Origin of the sequence: Nocardia sp. NPDC052566 (genome assembly GCF_044547285.1) — a bacterium.
In the GTDB taxonomy this organism is placed as follows: Bacteria; Actinomycetota; Actinomycetes; order Mycobacteriales; family Mycobacteriaceae; genus Nocardia.
Genome location: NZ_JBIUAF010000003.1, coordinates 294,881 through 309,679, shown reverse-complemented (window position 1 = coordinate 309,679; position 14,799 = coordinate 294,881). Strand labels below are relative to the sequence as shown.

The following is a 14,799-nucleotide window of genomic DNA, read 5'->3' as shown; positions in this document are numbered from 1 at the left end:
ACGATATCCATAACTGGACAGCTTGTCCACTTATTCCGGGATGGGCTACAGTCGCGGGCATGGACACCCGATCCGACCTGCTCACCGGCGATCCGGCACCGGCGCCCGCCGAGCGCGCGGACGCGGCACGCAACCGGGCCAAGGTGCTCGCCGCCGCCGCCGATCTGTTCGCCACCCGCGATCCGCGCACGGTGACGATGGACGACATCGCCAAGGCGGCGGGCGTCGGCCGCGGCACGCTGTACCGGCGCTATCCCGACAAGAACTCGATCGCCGTCGCACTGCTCGACGAGCACGAGCGGGCATTGCAGGACAAGCTGTTACGCGGCCCGGCGCCGCTCGGCCCCGGCGCGCCGCCCGCCGAGCGGCTGGCCGCCTTCTACACCGCGATGGTCGAATTGCTGGACGCGCACGCGGATCTCGTGCTCGGGGCGGAAACCGGCGGCGCGCGGTTCGCCACCGGCGCCTACGGGTTCTGGTATCTGCATGTGCGAGCGCTGCTGGTGGCGGCCGGAATTCCGGAGCCGGACGCACTTGTCGATCCGCTGCTCGCGCCGCTGGCCGCCGAGGTGTACCGGCATCAGCGCGAGCGCGGGCTCGGCTCGGCGCAGATCACCGCGGCGCTGGTGCGGCTCGGGCGATCCGTGATCGGCGGATAGAAACGCCGAAAACCGCTGGGGACTGTTGTCCACCAACGGTTTTCGATTTCCGGATCAGCGCTCACACCATATCGCGCCGTTTGAACAGCCACAGGGTGCCTGCCACGAAGACCGCCGCGTAGATGCCGAGGAAGACCAGCGATTCGGTGCGGGACAGGATATCCAGCACGCCCGGTGTCGCCGCGCCCTTCACCGACCGCATCGCACCCGCCATCGACCCCGCCGCCGTACCGGGCAGGTGATCGGTGATGGCTTTGATCGGCTCGAAGATGCCTGCCACCCCGCGAAGCAGGTTCTCCACCACCAGCACCCAGACCAGCCCGAGGCCGACCGCGAGCGCGGGCCCACGGGCGATCGTGCCGATCAGCGCGCCGAGCAGGGTCCACATGCCGAGAATCGCTATGCCGGTACCGATTCCGAGCATCGAACGACCCAGCGGCGGCAGCGCGAGCGCCTGCCCCTGGGTGGCCCCGATGATCGACGCGACCCCGACGTCGACGACGAACACCACACACACCAGCCCGACCACGACCAGCATCAGGCTGAGCACAACGGCTCCGATCGCGGAGAACCGCGACGGCCCCTGGGTGAACACGGTCTTCCATGTGCCCCAGCCGAATCCGCTGCCGACCACGAGCGCGCCGAGGATCAGCATCAGCGCGCCGCCGAACATCGCCATGCCCTGGGTGAACACCTCGGGTACGGCGGCGGGCAGCATCTGTTGCAGCAGTGCGTCTTTGGGCAGCCCGTTCGACATCCGGCTGGATTGACCCGAGGTGTAGGCCAGGTAGTTGAACAGGTAGGCGAACACCAGGTTCAGCACCACCCAGCTGCCGAGCACGGTCCAGAACGCAGGCCATTTGCGCAGCCGCAGCAGTTCGGCCCTGGTGCTCGCGAACAGGTCGCGCGCGATCATTTCACTTCCTCCATCTGAGTCATCTCGAAAAACACTTCCTCCAGCGACTTTTCGTCGATCCGCAGCTCGAGCAGATCGGCGCCCGCCGCGACCACCGCACGGGCCACCTCGGGTGCGGCAGAGGCATCGGCCTCGATCCGAATCCCGTTGGCGGTCAGCAGGACCGAGCGCTCACCCATCGCCAGCCGGACGGCGGGGAAGGCCAGCTCCATCGGCTCGGCGCGCAGCAGCAGCGATGAGCCGCCGCGCAATTCGGCGACGGTGGATTCGGCGATCAGCTTGCCCTGGGAGATCACGCCGACCCGGTCGCAGATCTGCTGCACCTCGCTGAGCATGTGGCTCGACAGCAGCACGGTGTGCCCGTCGTCGGCGAGAGTCGTGATCAGCTCCCGCATTTCGGCCATGCCCTGCGGGTCGAGGCCATTCGTCGGCTCGTCCAGGATGAGCAGGTCGGGGCGGCCGAGCATGGCGGCGCCGACGCCGAGCCGCTGCTTCATGCCGAGTGAGTAGGTACGGAACTTGTCGTCGGCGCGCCCGGCCAGGCCGACCCGGTCGAGCGAATCATCGACGGCGTCGCGGCCGAGCCCGCGGTACTTGGCGAGCACCCGCAGGTTGTCGCGGCCGGAGAGGTATGGATAGAAGCCGGGGCCCTCGATGAGCACGCCGATGCGGCGCACCACGGCCGGATCGCCCGGCGTATGCCCGAGCACGGTCGCGGATCCGCTGGTCGGCCGGATGAGCCCGACCAGCATCCGCAGCGTGGTCGTCTTCCCCGCGCCGTTCGGCCCGAGGAACCCGTAGATCTCGCCGGCCTGGACGCTCATGCCCACGCCGTCGACGGCGGTGTGTGCGCCGTAGCGTTTGGTCAGCCCTGCGGTGGCAACAATGGATTGGTGGCGCTCCCGGGGCCCTGCGTGGTCACGCTCCGCTACCGCCTCCGGGCCCTGAGCTCGCGCCGCTGGAATTGCATCGTTCATGCACTGAGAATCCGCCGCGGACCTGCCCCGGCACATCCGTCGCGCGGCGACATCGCGCATACGTAGCGCGGCGGACGACGAGAGATAAGCCTGCCTAATAGGCTGCACTGGTGCGGGCAGGGAACATGAGCAGGGCGACGGCCGGTTTCGACATCGGGGTGGCGCTCGTCGTCGCCGCGATCCAGGTCGTCGGGGGCACCTTCGCCAATATGAACCAGCCCGACGTGCGTTCGCTCGATATCGCCGGTTACCTGCTGCTGCTCGCGGGGCCGATCGCACTGGCCTGGCGGCGCTCCCAGCCGGTGCCCGTCTTCCTGTTCACGCTCGGCATCTGTGTCGCCTACCTGGTGTCCGGCTACGGATACGGGCCGATCTTCATCTCGCTGCTGATCTCCTTCTTCACCGCGGCGACCACCGGATCCCGCTGGTGGACTTACCCATTCGTCCCGGTCGGCTACCTGATACTGGTCTGGCCGCTGCCGACGCTGCTCGGCCGCGATGTCAACGCGTGGCAGATCTTCGGCCTGATGGCCTGGCTGGCGGTGATCCTTTCGGTGGCCGAGGGCATCCGGCAGCGCAAGGCGGTGCTGGTGGCGCGGCGGCAGCGGGCCGAGGCCGCCCGCCGCGACGCGGAGGCGCAGCGCGAGCGGCGCGCGAGCGAGGAGCGCCTTGCCATCGCCCGCGAATTGCACGACGTACTCGCACACAGCCTTTCGCTGATCAACGTGCAATCCTCGGTCGCGCTCGAGCTGTTCGAGAAGAAACCGGAACAGGCCGAATCCGCGCTCGCCGCGATCAAGGCCGCGAGCCGGGACGCGCTCGCCGAGGTGCACACGCTGCTGCACGCGATCAGGACCGGTGGCGGCGTCGCGGGCGAGGCCACCGGCGAATCGAATTTCCCTGCGGCCGAGCCCGATTCGGTCCGCCAAGGACGCAGGAGCTGGCGCGATTCGCTCGGCCGCGGCGCCGAGCGCACCGAGGCGGAGCTCCCCCGGGAAGCACCCGCCCCGCCGCCCGTCGCGCCGCGTGCACCGGCGCCGAGCATCGATGACCTGGACGGGCTGCTGCAACGCGCACGCGCGGCCGGGCTGACGGTGAACACCCGGGTACTCGGCACCGCGCACAAACTGCCCAGCGTCATCGATGTCGCGGCCGCGCGGATCATCCAGGAGTCGCTCACCAATGTGCTGCGGCACGCGCCGGGCGCGGACGCCTCGGTGACCGTGCGGTACACGAACTACTCGGTCGACCTGACCATCGACAACAGCAGGCCGACCGGGACACAATCGAGGTCCGGGTCCAGCGGGGGAAACGGCATCATCGGCATGCGCGAGCGGGCGCACGCGCTCGGCGGTCAACTGACCGCGGGGCCGCGCCCGAGCGGCGGATTCCGGGTCGCGGCCCGGCTCCCCGCGCAGCCGCCCGCCGCCGACTCGCCCGCCGAACCCGCACCGCACGGCAGCGATCAGGCAACGTAGACGTGACCTAGGAGGCGCTATGAGACACAATCGCGAAGCGCTCATCGCGCCGACGGGGTGCGGGACCCCCCGCAAATCACAGGAGGCGTTGTGAGCATTCGGGTGCTGGTCGCCGACGATCAGGCGCTGGTGCGGGGCGGTTTCGTCGCCCTGCTCGGCGCCCAGGACGGCATCGAGGTGATCGGCGAGGCCGATAACGGCGAACAGGCCGTGCGGATGACCCGCAGCCTCACCCCCGACGTGGTCCTCATGGATATCAGGATGCCGATCCTGGACGGGCTGGCCGCCACCAGGATGATCGCCGCCGACCCCAAGCTGGCCGAGGTGAAGGTGGTGGTGCTGACCACCTTCGAACTCGACGAATACGTGTTCGAGGCAATGCGTTCCGGCGCGACGGGCTTCCTGGTCAAGCACACCGAGCCCGCCGATCTGGTGCGCGCCGTGCGCGTCGTCGCCGCCGGTGACGCGCTGCTGTCCCCCGGCGTCACCCGCAGGCTGATCGCCGAATTCTCCGCACACGCCAAACAGCCACCGCCCGCGACGTTTTCCGAACTCACCGACCGCGAGCGGGAGGTGATGACGCTGGTCGCCGAGGGGCTGACCAATGCCGAAATCGGCGAGCGGCTGTTCATGAGCCCGGCCACCGCGCGCACGCACGTCAGCCGGATCCTGATGAAGCTCGACGCGCGCGACCGCACTCAACTGGTGGTAATGGCCTACGAATCCGGCCTGGTCCGCCCCGGCTGGCAGTAGTTCAGCTGTCCGGATTCGCCTCGCGCCGTTGCGCTTCGGTGAAGACCGGCCGCGGCGCGCCCGCGGGCGCCGCCTGCGCCTGCGCGGAGTACTCGGCCGCCGCGCGGAAGACCGCGCCGACACCGCGTGAACTCGCCGCGTAGGTGATGGCCTGGCCGGGTGCGATGCCCATGTCGACCCCGATGGCGACCGCGTCCATGTTGGCGCCGAGGAACAGGAAGGTCCAGTTGTAGGTGTCCTCCTGCTGCTTGATCAGCTTGCGCACGGCGTCGTTGGACCACTCCCTGCTGGAATTCTCGTGGCCGTCGGTGAGCACGACGACGATGACGGTGCCGGGCCGCTCGTGTTCGGGCCGCTTCGCCAGTTCCGCGCCGACCTCGGTGACCAGCTTGCCCACCGCGTCGTAGAGCGCGGTCATCCCCCTCGGCTGCAGTTCGAGCGGTGGCACCTCGGCGATCGGACGGTTCGCGTAGACCACCTCGTATTCGGTGTCGAACTGCGCGAGCGTCACCTCGGTCGTCTTCGGCACCTGCCGCTGCTGCTCGATATACGCGGCGAAACCGCCCTCGGTGTCGGTTTTGATCGACTGCATCGAGCCGGATCGGTCGAGCAGGATCGCGATCAATGTCAGGTCTGAATTCGTCATCTTCTACCCCCGGGCCATGGGATTGGACCTCCTCCACCGTACGCCGATCGGGCGGCGACACACCGGCCGCGCATATACGTCCGCATACGTATCCGAGGTCGCGCCGCGCGGCCGATGTCGCAGGTGAGCGACCCGAGCAGGCTTAGGGCATGAGCATGCAGTTCGGAATCATCCTCACCCCGCGTTCGGCGGCCGAATGGGTAAGCACGGTGCAGAACGCCGAGCAGCAGGGCTATCGGGCCATTCTGCTACCCGACACACTCAACACCCCGTCGCCCTTCCCTTCGCTGGCGGCCGCCGCCGCGGTGACCACGACGATTCGGTTGCGTCCCAACGTACTTGCCGCCCCGCTGCGGACCACGGCCGTGACGGTGCGCGAAGTGGCCGCGCTGCAACTACTTTCGGACGGCCGGTTCGAACTCGGCATCGGCGTCGGCCGCCCGGATGCCGCCGGTGAAGCCGAGAAGCTCGGCACCACTTGGGGTTCGGCGGCACAGCGGCGGGCGCGGCTGTTCGAGACGGTGGCGGCGGTGCGCGCCGAGGTCGATCCCGCGCCGCGGATCGTGGTGGCCGCCAACGGCCCGAAGATGCTCGCCGCGGCGGCCGAGGTCGCCGACCGGATCCTGCTGGCCGCCATGCCGCAGGCCACCGAGGAGGATCTGGCCGCGATGGTGCGGGTGGTCCGCGATCACACCGACCGCGATATCCGCTTCACCCACCAGCTGGTCGGCGTCGGCGATCAGCTGCCGTATTGGACCACGACCCGGCTCGGCCTGACCGCGGCGGGCCTGCGGGCGGGCGGCGCCGCCGGGCTGCTCGACGCCGACCCGATCGCGGCCGCCGAAGTACTCGAATATCGCAGGGAGAAATACGGAATCGACGAGCTGATCGTCGCGGGTGAGTCGGCCCGCGCATTTGCGCCAACCCTGGCCAGGTTCGCCACTTCGTCCTGAATTCCCCTACGGCACTTCACTATTGGATTGCCGATCGGCCGGATCGACACCGCCGATCCGGCCGAAATCGTCGGCCGTCGCTGATACATTCGGATCGAGGCAACGAAAAGCACTACCTGGGGGAAAGATTCACAATGGGGACCATTCTGTCATTCAGACGCGTCACACCGGAGGAACTGGACCGAGCGCTCATCGACTCGGCGGCATTGAGCGAAATCATCTGGCGGGAGCGCCCCAACGGCGAACCGAGCGGCTATCTCGACAAGGCTTGGGGCGGTTTGTATTTCCTTTTCGAGGCCGCCGCCGTCCCGGTCAACCTGGCCTACGACGGCAGCCCGATCGGCGACGAGGGCACGTATTTCGCCTGGCCCGCCGCCACAGTCGAACGGGTCGCCCGAGTATTGCGCAGCACGCCATTCGAGCGGCTCGCCGCCTATTACGACCGGGCGGTTTTCACCGAACGCGGCGTATACCCGAACATCTGGTACGAGGGTTCGGGCGCGCTCGACTATCTACGGCACCACTACACGAGCCTGACCCGCTTCTTCGACACCGCGGCACGCACCGGCTCCGCCGCCATCATGCATTTCGGCTGAACCGCACGAAAAAGGTTCGCCCCCACTGGATTCCAGTGGGGGCGAACCTTTGCGGAAACTTACTCGCCGGAGGCCGCGGCCTCGGTGGCGGCATCGCCCGCGGCGGCCAGCACCGGAGCCTTCTCCTCCGTGGCGGACGCCTTGGTCAGCTTCGCCTTGCCGGTGAAGGTGAACTTGGCGTCCTCGCCCGCGCCTTCGCCGTTCCAGCCCTCGACGTCGACCACGATGGTCTGGCCGGGGCCGATCTCGCCGAAGAGGATCTTCTCCGAGAGCTGATCCTCGATCTCGCGCTGGATGGTCCTGCGCAGCGGCCGAGCACCGAGCACCGGATCGAAGCCGCGCTTGGCCAGCAGCGCCTTGCCCTGCTCGGACAGCTCGATCTCCATATCCTTGTTCTTCAGCTGCTTGGCGACGCGGCCGATCATCAGGTCCACCATCTGCACGATCTGATCGGTCGTGAGCTGATGGAAGACGATCACGTCGTCGATGCGGTTGAGGAACTCGGGGCGGAAGTGCTTCTTCAGCTCGTCGTTGACCTTGAGCTTCATCCGCTCGTAGTTCGAGCCCTCGGCGTTGGACTGGGTGAAGCCCAGACCGACCGCCTTGGAGATGTCCGAGGTGCCCAGGTTGGAGGTGAAGATCAGCACGGTGTTCTTGAAGTCGACCGTGCGACCCTGACCGTCGGTGAGACGGCCGTCCTCCAGGACCTGCAACAGGGTGTTGTAGATCTCCTGGTGCGCCTTTTCGATCTCGTCGAACAGCACCACGGAGAACGGCTTGCGGCGCACCTTCTCGGTGAGCTGGCCGCCCTCTTCGTAGCCCACGTACCCGGGAGGGGCACCGAAGAGCCGCGACGCGGTGAAGCGGTCGTGGAACTCGCCCATGTCGATCTGGATAAGCGCGTCGTCGTCGCCGAACAGGAAGTTCGCCAGCGCCTTGGACAGCTCGGTCTTACCGACACCGGACGGGCCGGCGAAGATGAACGAGCCGGACGGGCGCTTCGGATCCTTCAGGCCGGCCCGAGTGCGGCGGATCGCCTTCGAGACCGCCTTGACGGCGTCCTCCTGGCCGATGATCCGCTTGTGCAGCTCGTCCTCCATGCGGAGCAGACGGGTGGTCTCCTCCTCGGTGAGCTTGAAGACGGGGATGCCGGTCCAGTTGGCGAGCACCTCCGCGATCTGCTCGTCGTCGACCTCGGCCACGACGTCCAGATCACCGGAACGCCACTGCTTTTCGCGCTCGGCCCGCTTGGCGACGAGCTGCTTCTCCTTGTCACGCAGCCGCGCGGCCTTCTCGAAGTCCTGCGCGTCGATCGCGGACTCCTTCTCCCGGCGCGCCTCGGCGATCTTGTCGTCGAATTCGCGCAGGTCCGGCGGAGCGGTCATGCGACGGATGCGCATGCGCGCACCGGCCTCGTCGATCAGGTCGATCGCCTTGTCCGGGAGGAACCGGTCGTTGATGTAGCGGTCGGCCAGCGTCGCGGCGGCCACCAGCGCGCCATCGGTGATGGAGACGCGGTGGTGCGCCTCGTAGCGGTCGCGCAGGCCCTTCAGGATGTTGATGGTGTGCTCGACGGTCGGCTCGCCCACCTGGACCGGCTGGAACCGGCGCTCCAGGGCGGCGTCCTTCTCGATGTACTTGCGGTACTCGTCGAGGGTGGTCGCACCGATGGTCTGCAGCTCACCGCGGGCCAGCTTCGGCTTCAGGATCGAGGCCGCGTCGATGGCGCCCTCGGCGGCGCCCGCACCGACGAGCGTGTGCAGCTCGTCGATGAACAGGATGATGTCGCCGCGGGTGTTGATCTCCTTGAGCACCTTCTTCAGGCGCTCTTCGAAGTCACCGCGGTAACGGCTGCCCGCGACCAGGGAACCCAGGTCGAGGGTGTAGAGCTGCTTGTCCTTCAGCGTCTCCGGCACCTCGCCGTTGACGATGCGCTGGGCAAGGCCCTCGACGACGGCGGTCTTGCCGACACCGGGCTCGCCGATCAGCACCGGGTTGTTCTTGGTACGGCGGCTCAGCACCTGCATCACGCGCTCGATTTCCTTCGAGCGGCCGATGACCGGGTCGAGCTTGCCCTCGAGCGCGGCCTGGGTCAGGTTGCGGCCGAACTGGTCGAGCACCAGCGAGGTGGACGGCGTACCCGCCTCACCGCGCGAACCGGAACCCTCGACGGGCTCCTTGCCCTGGTAGCCGGACAGCAGCTGAATCACCTGCTGCCGCACCCGATTCAGATCGGCACCGAGCTTGACGAGCACCTGCGCCGCCACGCCCTCGCCCTCGCGGATGAGGCCGAGCAGGATGTGCTCCGTGCCGATGTAGTTGTGGCCGAGCTGCAGCGCCTCGCGCAGGCTCAGCTCCAGCACCTTCTTGGCGCGCGGGGTGAACGGGATGTGACCGGACGGAGCCTGCTGGCCCTGGCCGATGATCTCCTCCACCTGGCTGCGCACGCCCTCCAGCGAAATGCCGAGCGACTCCAGCGACTTGGCCGCGACACCCTCACCCTCGTGAATCAGCCCCAGCAGGATGTGCTCGGTGCCGATGTAGTTGTGGTTGAGCATCCGGGCCTCTTCTTGGGCCAGGACAACGACACGCCTCGCGCGGTCGGTGAACCTCTCGAACATCGCTCCCTCACTCTCCTGCTCCGACATTCTGGCGTCCGACGCTTCAGATCGACTGTGGCGTCAGCCTGCCATGAAGCCCGGGGGTTGCGGCCCCCGCCTCCACTCTAGTTGGCAGGGGATACGGCCGCCTCCAGTCCACCCTATTGGTGACCAGCGACAGCACGGTCATTCACTCATAACGTGAGCGTTGCAGCATTCGTTTCCACCTAGGTTTTGCCTAGAGCGAACACTGATTCTGGCCGCCGTACCGACTGTCAACCCGTGCCTGGTCTGTCGCATTCCGCCGATTCGCGCCGGTACGCGCGGTCAGCCGGTGAACGGCGGCACGAACTCGCACGGCACGGGCCGCGCGTTGGCCGGGTCGAGCGCGTTGAGGACGTAGGCGGCCGCGCGCGGGCTGCCCGCGATGGCCATGTGCTCGGAGAAGTCCTGCGCGCAGCCGTCCTGCACGACGATGTTGGTGGTCTTCGGCCCCGGCACCACGGCGGAGGTGTGCGGTACGACGATCTCCTCCAGGCTGCCCACGATATTGGTGTAGGTGAGGTCGGGGTGGTAGATACCGTCGGCGTTGATCGACCGGAAGTAGTCCGCGTCGCGGTACACCTGGCCGCAGGCCTGGCACAGCGAGCCTGCGATCGCGTCGAATGCGGGCCCGGCGCCCAGCGCCCTGCTGAACACCGCGATATCGGAGATCCCGAAGGCGTTCGAACCGAGCCACGGTGCGGCGATGCCGACCATCTTGTCCACCTTGGCGGCGCCGTCCAGCCGTTTCACGTAGTAGTTGCCGACCAGCGGGCCCTGCGAGTGCCCGACGAAGTCGACCTTGGCCGCGCCGGTCGCGGCGAGGACACGGTCGACGAAGGCGGAGACCTCCCCCGCGCTCTGCTCGATCGGGCGCATGCCGCCGATCGCGGAGATGGGCCACGGCAGGTTGTACGCGCCGTAGGTCAGCGAGTAGACGCAGTAGCCCGCATTGGCCAGCAGCGGGGCGTACACGCCCCAATTCGTCTGTGCGCCACCGCCGGTGCCGTGCAGCAGCACCACGGGGTTGGGATGGGCCGCGCTGGGGCGGCACGACCAGTCGTTGGATCCGGGCAGCGAGCCGCCGGGATCGAGCAGTTCATTGGGGATGCCCGCGAAGAAGTTGTAGTCGACCGGATACTCCGCCCGCGCCGGGGCGGCCGCGCCCGCCCAGAGCACGGCGAGCACCGCGATGATCAGTGCGGATCCTGGAACACGCCGCATGAGCCCTCCCAAATTGAAACGTGTTCCAGAAAGCTAACGCAGAGATGGCGGCGGCACATCGGAAACCGGCCAGTAGGACCGGAACTGGCGGCGATGGTCAATCGGCGCGAGAATGCCCGTCCACCTGCGGAATTCGTCCGGTGATCGGCCGAGAGGCGGTGCGGCGCCACCGGATACGGAACAGCCCGGAGCGTCGGCCGGCGCTCCGGGCTGTCGATCATGCGGTGTGGACTACCGCGGCGGGTTGTGCGGGAACTGCTGGCCTGCCTGCGGCGTACCGGCCTGCGGTGCGCCGTACTGCGGACCACCCTGCGGCACACCATATTGCGGTGCGGCCTGCGGTGCGAACTGCGCACCGGCGGCCACCTGCCGCGCAGCGGCCGAACCCGACGCCTGCGCCTTGCCCTGCTGGATACCGCTCACGAACAGGGCACCGCACAGGACGAGGAAGGCCAGTGCGTGCAGCACGCCGCGGACGATATTCCAACGGACCCAGGTCGATTCGAAGTCGGCGCGCACCTTGGCCAGATCGGCGATCGTCGCGGGATCACCCGCGGCGGCGAGCTGATCGTTCAATGGCACGTTCAGGCCCGAGGTGACGGCGAACGCGATGATGTTGAGCACCAACGCGATGCCGATCCAGATCAGCGTGGCGCGGTGTTCCTTGCCGAGGTGCAGCGCCGCCGCGAGGATGGTGAAGCCGACCGTCCCCATGAACCCGATCATGAAGACCGGGTTGATGATCACGACGTTGATCTTCTGCATCACGTCGATCATCGTGCGATCGTCGGCCTGGTTCAGTGCGGGCATCACCGAGTTGGCGTAGCCGTAGAACAAGCCTGCGATCAGACCGGTGGCCACGGTGGCCAATACCAGGGCGACAAGTCGCGTTGCGGACATGAGGTCCTCCTCCAAGCTCTACCGGGGCCCTCATCGCTCCGGTTTCATACCTCTTAGTCAACCGCCCAGCGAGGCACCAGAACATGGCCCAGACGCTCGGCCGGCTAAGCGATCGTCTACCGCATTGCGGCAGTCGGCAACCGGAGGGCTACAAATCTCGGTCGGAAATCAGACCGCTCTGCATGGCCAGGCCCGCGAGCCGCACCCGCTTCTGGTTCTGCGGCAGGTCTTCCACGCCGAACTTGGCGAACAACGCGCGCAGATGGGTCTTGATCGCGTCGACGCTGAGGAAAAGTTCCTCGGCGATCTGCTGATTGGAGGCAGGCGTCGCGAAACCCGCGCCGTGCTTGTACGGACGGCAGAGCGCGATCAGCACGGAGCGCTGCGTCTCGGTGAGCGAGCGCAGCGTCGGGATGGAACCGGTGGAGGTGCGGGTGGCGTCGTCGACGACACCGCCGAAATCATGGAAGGAGACCAGCGAGGTGCCGACCCGGATCCGGTCGCCCGCCATCAGCCTGCGCCTGCCGACAAGTCGCTCGCCGTTCACGAAAGTGCCGTTGCGCGAAAGGCCGTCGTCGACGATCGTCCAGTGCGCGCCGAGGTACTCGATCGCGGCATGCAGGCGCGACACTTCCGCGTCCCAGCGCAGGGCCAGATCCGCCTGCGGGGAGCGCCCGATGGTGACGCGCTGTTGTTCCGGACTGAGCAACAGCTCTTGCTGACGGCCCGCGTCATCGGTGAATCGCAACAATGATCCGACGAATCCAGTCACTGTGCCGATACCTCGCCTCTCCAGACCACCAGTGACCTTCGCACGTTTCCATGGTGCCGCGTCGGGGTACCGACAGCAAGATCGAGACCGGACGACCGTCCGGCCTGCTGTGCGCGCAGCGGTTACCTGATCTTGCTGCTATATCGAAGTCCTATGAAAACAAGACCGCCGCCCGGGCCTCGCACGTTTAGCCCGAGCGGCGGGAGCAAAAAGAAAACTAGCCCTTCGCGGCCTTGTTGTACGCATCGGTGATGTCGGCGGAGATACGACCGCGTGCGGACACCTTGTGCCCATTCCGGCGTGCCCACTCACGAATTGCCGCGCTTTGTTCGCGATCGATCGAGACCCGGCTCTTCGGCGCACCCGCCGCGGCTACCGCTGCCTTGACCCGGCGCCGGCCACTGACCCGGCGCGCACTCGAAACCCACTGCTCCAGACCGTCGCGCAGCTTCGCCGCATTTGCCGTCGACAGATCGATCTCGTACGACACACCGTCGATCGCAAACTCGATGGTCTCGTCCGCGATGGACTCACCGTCGACATCGTCGATCAGGCTAACGGTGACCTTCTTTGCCATGAGATGAACGTCCTCTCGAAATCGTGCGACCCGCATACTAGGTCGATTACCCGAGGCAAGAATACCCCGAATTCCAAAAATTCCAAGACGAGCCCTCCGCTATGCAAACGGAGTGCTCAGCGCGTGACCGGACGCACAATTGGGAACAGTATCGTTTCCCGGATTCCCAATCCCGTCAAGGCCATCAACAAGCGATCGATTCCCATACCCGTACCGGTTGTCGGCGGCATACCGTGCTCCATCGCGGCGAGGAAGTCCTCGTCCAGCGCCATGGCCTCGTCGTCACCCTGCGCGGCCAGTCGCGCCTGATCCACGAAACGCTCGCGCTGGATCACCGGATCGACCAACTCCGAATAGCCCGTTGCCAACTCGAAGCCGCGCACATACAGGTCCCACTTCTCGGTGACACCAGCCTTGCTGCGATGCTGCCTGGTCAGCGGTGATGTCTCCACGGGGAAGTCGCGCACGAAAGTCGGCGCGTACAGCTTGTCGCCGTACTGGTGCTCCCACAGTTCCTCGACCAGTTTGCCGTGGCCGTAGCCCTTGCCCTCCGGAATTTCCAGACCGACCCGTTCGGCGAGCGCGTGCAATTCCTCGATGGTCGTTTCCGGAGTGACCGGGACACCCAGCGAGTCCGACAGCGACGGGTACATCTCGACGGTCGCCCACTCGCCGCGCAGATCGTATTCGGTACCGTCGGCCAGCGTCACCACCTGGGTGCCGAACGCCTCCTGCGCGACTTCCTGGATCAATTCCCGGATCATCGTGGCCGAGGTGTCGTAGGTGCCGTACGCCTCGTACGTTTCCATCATGGCGAACTCCGGCGAATGCGTGGAGTCGGCGCCCTCGTTGCGGAAGTTCCGGTTGATCTCGAAGACCTTCTCCAAACCGCCGACCACGCAGCGCTTGAGGAACAGTTCCGGCGCAATACGCAGGTAGAGGTCCATATCGAGGGCATTCGAATGGGTAACGAACGGCCGCGCCGCCGCGCCGCCGTGCAGCGTCTGCAGCATCGGCGTCTCCACCTCGAGGAAACCGCGGCGCTCCATCGCGTTGCGCAGCGCGCGCATCACCGCGACCCTGGTGCGCGCCATTTCCCTGGCTTCTGGGCGGACGATCAGATCGACATAGCGCTGGCGAACCCGCGACTCCTCGTTCATCTCCTTGTGCGCCACCGGCAGCGGCCGCAGCGACTTGGCCGACATCGCCCAGGAATCGGCCATGACGCTCAATTCCCCGGTGCGCGAGGAGATGACCTCGCCGTGCACGTATACGAAGTCGCCGAGATCGACATCGGCTTTCCATGCGGCGAGCGCATCGGCGCCGACGCCGTTGAGACTGATCATCGCCTGCAGCTTGGTGCCGTCACCCTCCTGCAGCGTCGCGAAACATAGCTTGCCGGTATTACGAGTGAAAATGACGCGGCCGACGATGCCGGCCTGCAGGCCGGTCTGCGTGTCCGGCGCGAGGTCTGGATAGGCGGCACGAATTTCGGCGAGAGTATGCGTGCGCGGCACCACTACCGGATAGGGCTCACCGCCCTCGGCAAGCAGTCGCTCGCGCTTCTCCCGGCGAATCCGCATCTGCTCCGGCACGTCGTCTACTTCGACGGGGCGGTTGGATTGCCCCGCAGGAGCCGAGCCCGCGGAGCTACCGGACGAAGGGGAGTTGGAAGCGCTCACATCCAACAACCCTAGCGTGCACCG

At 67.0% G+C, this 14,799-nt stretch carries 14 protein-coding genes; 5 read left to right on the top strand and 9 right to left on the bottom strand.

Annotation, left to right across the window (positions count from 1 at the left end; genetic code table 11):
- The first annotated feature begins 59 nt into the window (after nt 1-59).
- Complete coding sequence (locus tag ACIG5A_RS15555) at nt 60-659, top strand: TetR/AcrR family transcriptional regulator (RefSeq protein WP_397240882.1); 600 nt, start codon at nt 60-62, stop codon at nt 657-659.
- Nucleotides 660-720: 61 nt separating this feature from the next.
- Here the strand turns inward: ACIG5A_RS15555 and ACIG5A_RS15550 are convergent, their stop codons facing one another.
- On the bottom strand, nt 721-1,575 hold the full coding sequence (locus tag ACIG5A_RS15550; RefSeq protein ID WP_397240881.1) for an ABC transporter permease subunit: 855 nt from the start codon (nt 1,573-1,575) through the stop codon (nt 721-723).
- Complete coding sequence (locus tag ACIG5A_RS15545; protein WP_397240880.1) at nt 1,572-2,552, bottom strand: ABC transporter ATP-binding protein; 981 nt, start codon at nt 2,550-2,552, stop codon at nt 1,572-1,574. Before ACIG5A_RS15545 ends, ACIG5A_RS15550 begins: the two co-directional genes overlap by 4 nt.
- 110 nt (nt 2,553-2,662) lie before the next feature.
- Between ACIG5A_RS15545 and ACIG5A_RS15540 the strand changes: the two genes are divergently transcribed.
- A complete protein-coding gene (locus tag ACIG5A_RS15540) occupies nt 2,663-4,030 on the top strand; it encodes a sensor histidine kinase (protein ID WP_397240879.1) in 1,368 nt (455 codons plus the stop codon).
- A 90-nt stretch (nt 4,031-4,120) separates the two neighbouring features.
- On the top strand, nt 4,121-4,783 hold the full coding sequence (locus ACIG5A_RS15535; RefSeq protein WP_397240878.1) for a response regulator: 663 nt from the start codon (nt 4,121-4,123) through the stop codon (nt 4,781-4,783).
- A gap of 1 nt (nt 4,784) precedes the next feature.
- Here ACIG5A_RS15535 and ACIG5A_RS15530 read toward each other — a convergent pair whose 3' ends face one another.
- Complete coding sequence (locus tag ACIG5A_RS15530) at nt 4,785-5,429, bottom strand: VWA domain-containing protein (RefSeq protein ID WP_397240877.1); 645 nt, start codon at nt 5,427-5,429, stop codon at nt 4,785-4,787.
- Between the two features lie 149 nt (nt 5,430-5,578).
- Here ACIG5A_RS15530 and ACIG5A_RS15525 point away from each other — a divergent pair, with 149 nt between their 5' ends.
- Together ACIG5A_RS15525 and ACIG5A_RS15520 are read left to right on the top strand one after the other, a co-directional pair.
- Complete coding sequence (locus tag ACIG5A_RS15525) at nt 5,579-6,382, top strand: LLM class flavin-dependent oxidoreductase (RefSeq protein ID WP_397240876.1); 804 nt, start codon at nt 5,579-5,581, stop codon at nt 6,380-6,382.
- 134 nt (nt 6,383-6,516) lie between these two features.
- Entirely contained in the window at nt 6,517-6,978 is a 462-nt protein-coding gene (locus ACIG5A_RS15520; RefSeq protein WP_397240875.1) for a YfbM family protein, read from the top strand.
- Between the two features lie 59 nt (nt 6,979-7,037).
- Here ACIG5A_RS15520 and ACIG5A_RS15515 read toward each other — a convergent pair whose 3' ends face one another.
- From ACIG5A_RS15515 to lysS, 6 genes are all read right to left on the bottom strand, one after another.
- On the bottom strand, nt 7,038-9,599 hold the full coding sequence (locus tag ACIG5A_RS15515) for an ATP-dependent Clp protease ATP-binding subunit (RefSeq protein ID WP_397240874.1): 2,562 nt from the start codon (nt 9,597-9,599) through the stop codon (nt 7,038-7,040).
- A 306-nt stretch (nt 9,600-9,905) separates the two neighbouring features.
- Complete coding sequence (locus ACIG5A_RS15510; protein ID WP_397240873.1) at nt 9,906-10,844, bottom strand: esterase/lipase family protein; 939 nt, start codon at nt 10,842-10,844, stop codon at nt 9,906-9,908.
- Between the two features lie 231 nt (nt 10,845-11,075).
- The gene (locus ACIG5A_RS15505; protein ID WP_397240872.1) at nt 11,076-11,744 is read right to left on the bottom strand and encodes an anthrone oxygenase family protein; all 669 of its coding nucleotides are present in this window, start codon (nt 11,742-11,744) and stop codon (nt 11,076-11,078) included.
- A gap of 148 nt (nt 11,745-11,892) precedes the next feature.
- Nucleotides 11,893-12,516, bottom strand: coding sequence for an FHA domain-containing protein (locus tag ACIG5A_RS15500; protein ID WP_397240871.1), 624 nt, complete (start codon nt 12,514-12,516; stop codon nt 11,893-11,895).
- A gap of 217 nt (nt 12,517-12,733) precedes the next feature.
- Complete coding sequence (locus ACIG5A_RS15495) at nt 12,734-13,093, bottom strand: Lsr2 family protein (protein WP_397240870.1); 360 nt, start codon at nt 13,091-13,093, stop codon at nt 12,734-12,736.
- Between the two features lie 116 nt (nt 13,094-13,209).
- Nucleotides 13,210-14,676 carry a lysine--tRNA ligase gene (lysS, locus tag ACIG5A_RS15490; RefSeq protein WP_397241790.1) on the bottom strand — a complete coding sequence of 489 codons (1,467 nt, stop codon included), beginning with the start codon at nt 14,674-14,676 and terminating at the stop codon, nt 13,210-13,212.
- Between the last annotated feature and the right edge of the window lie 123 nt (nt 14,677-14,799).

Coding starts and splice junctions, on each gene's coding strand:
- ACIG5A_RS15555 (WP_397240882.1), top strand. CDS start 60: ATGGACACCCGATCCGACCTGCTCACCGGCGATCCGGCACCGGCGCCC.
- ACIG5A_RS15550 (WP_397240881.1), bottom strand. CDS start 1,575: ATGATCGCGCGCGACCTGTTCGCGAGCACCAGGGCCGAACTGCTGCGG.
- ACIG5A_RS15545 (WP_397240880.1), bottom strand. CDS start 2,552: ATGAACGATGCAATTCCAGCGGCGCGAGCTCAGGGCCCGGAGGCGGTA.
- ACIG5A_RS15530 (WP_397240877.1), bottom strand. CDS start 5,429: ATGACGAATTCAGACCTGACATTGATCGCGATCCTGCTCGACCGATCC.
- ACIG5A_RS15525 (WP_397240876.1), top strand. CDS start 5,579: ATGAGCATGCAGTTCGGAATCATCCTCACCCCGCGTTCGGCGGCCGAA.
- ACIG5A_RS15520 (WP_397240875.1), top strand. CDS start 6,517: ATGGGGACCATTCTGTCATTCAGACGCGTCACACCGGAGGAACTGGAC.
- ACIG5A_RS15515 (WP_397240874.1), bottom strand. CDS start 9,599: ATGTTCGAGAGGTTCACCGACCGCGCGAGGCGTGTCGTTGTCCTGGCC.
- ACIG5A_RS15510 (WP_397240873.1), bottom strand. CDS start 10,844: ATGCGGCGTGTTCCAGGATCCGCACTGATCATCGCGGTGCTCGCCGTG.
- ACIG5A_RS15505 (WP_397240872.1), bottom strand. CDS start 11,744: ATGTCCGCAACGCGACTTGTCGCCCTGGTATTGGCCACCGTGGCCACC.
- ACIG5A_RS15495 (WP_397240870.1), bottom strand. CDS start 13,093: ATGGCAAAGAAGGTCACCGTTAGCCTGATCGACGATGTCGACGGTGAG.
- lysS (WP_397241790.1), bottom strand. CDS start 14,676: ATGCGGATTCGCCGGGAGAAGCGCGAGCGACTGCTTGCCGAGGGCGGT.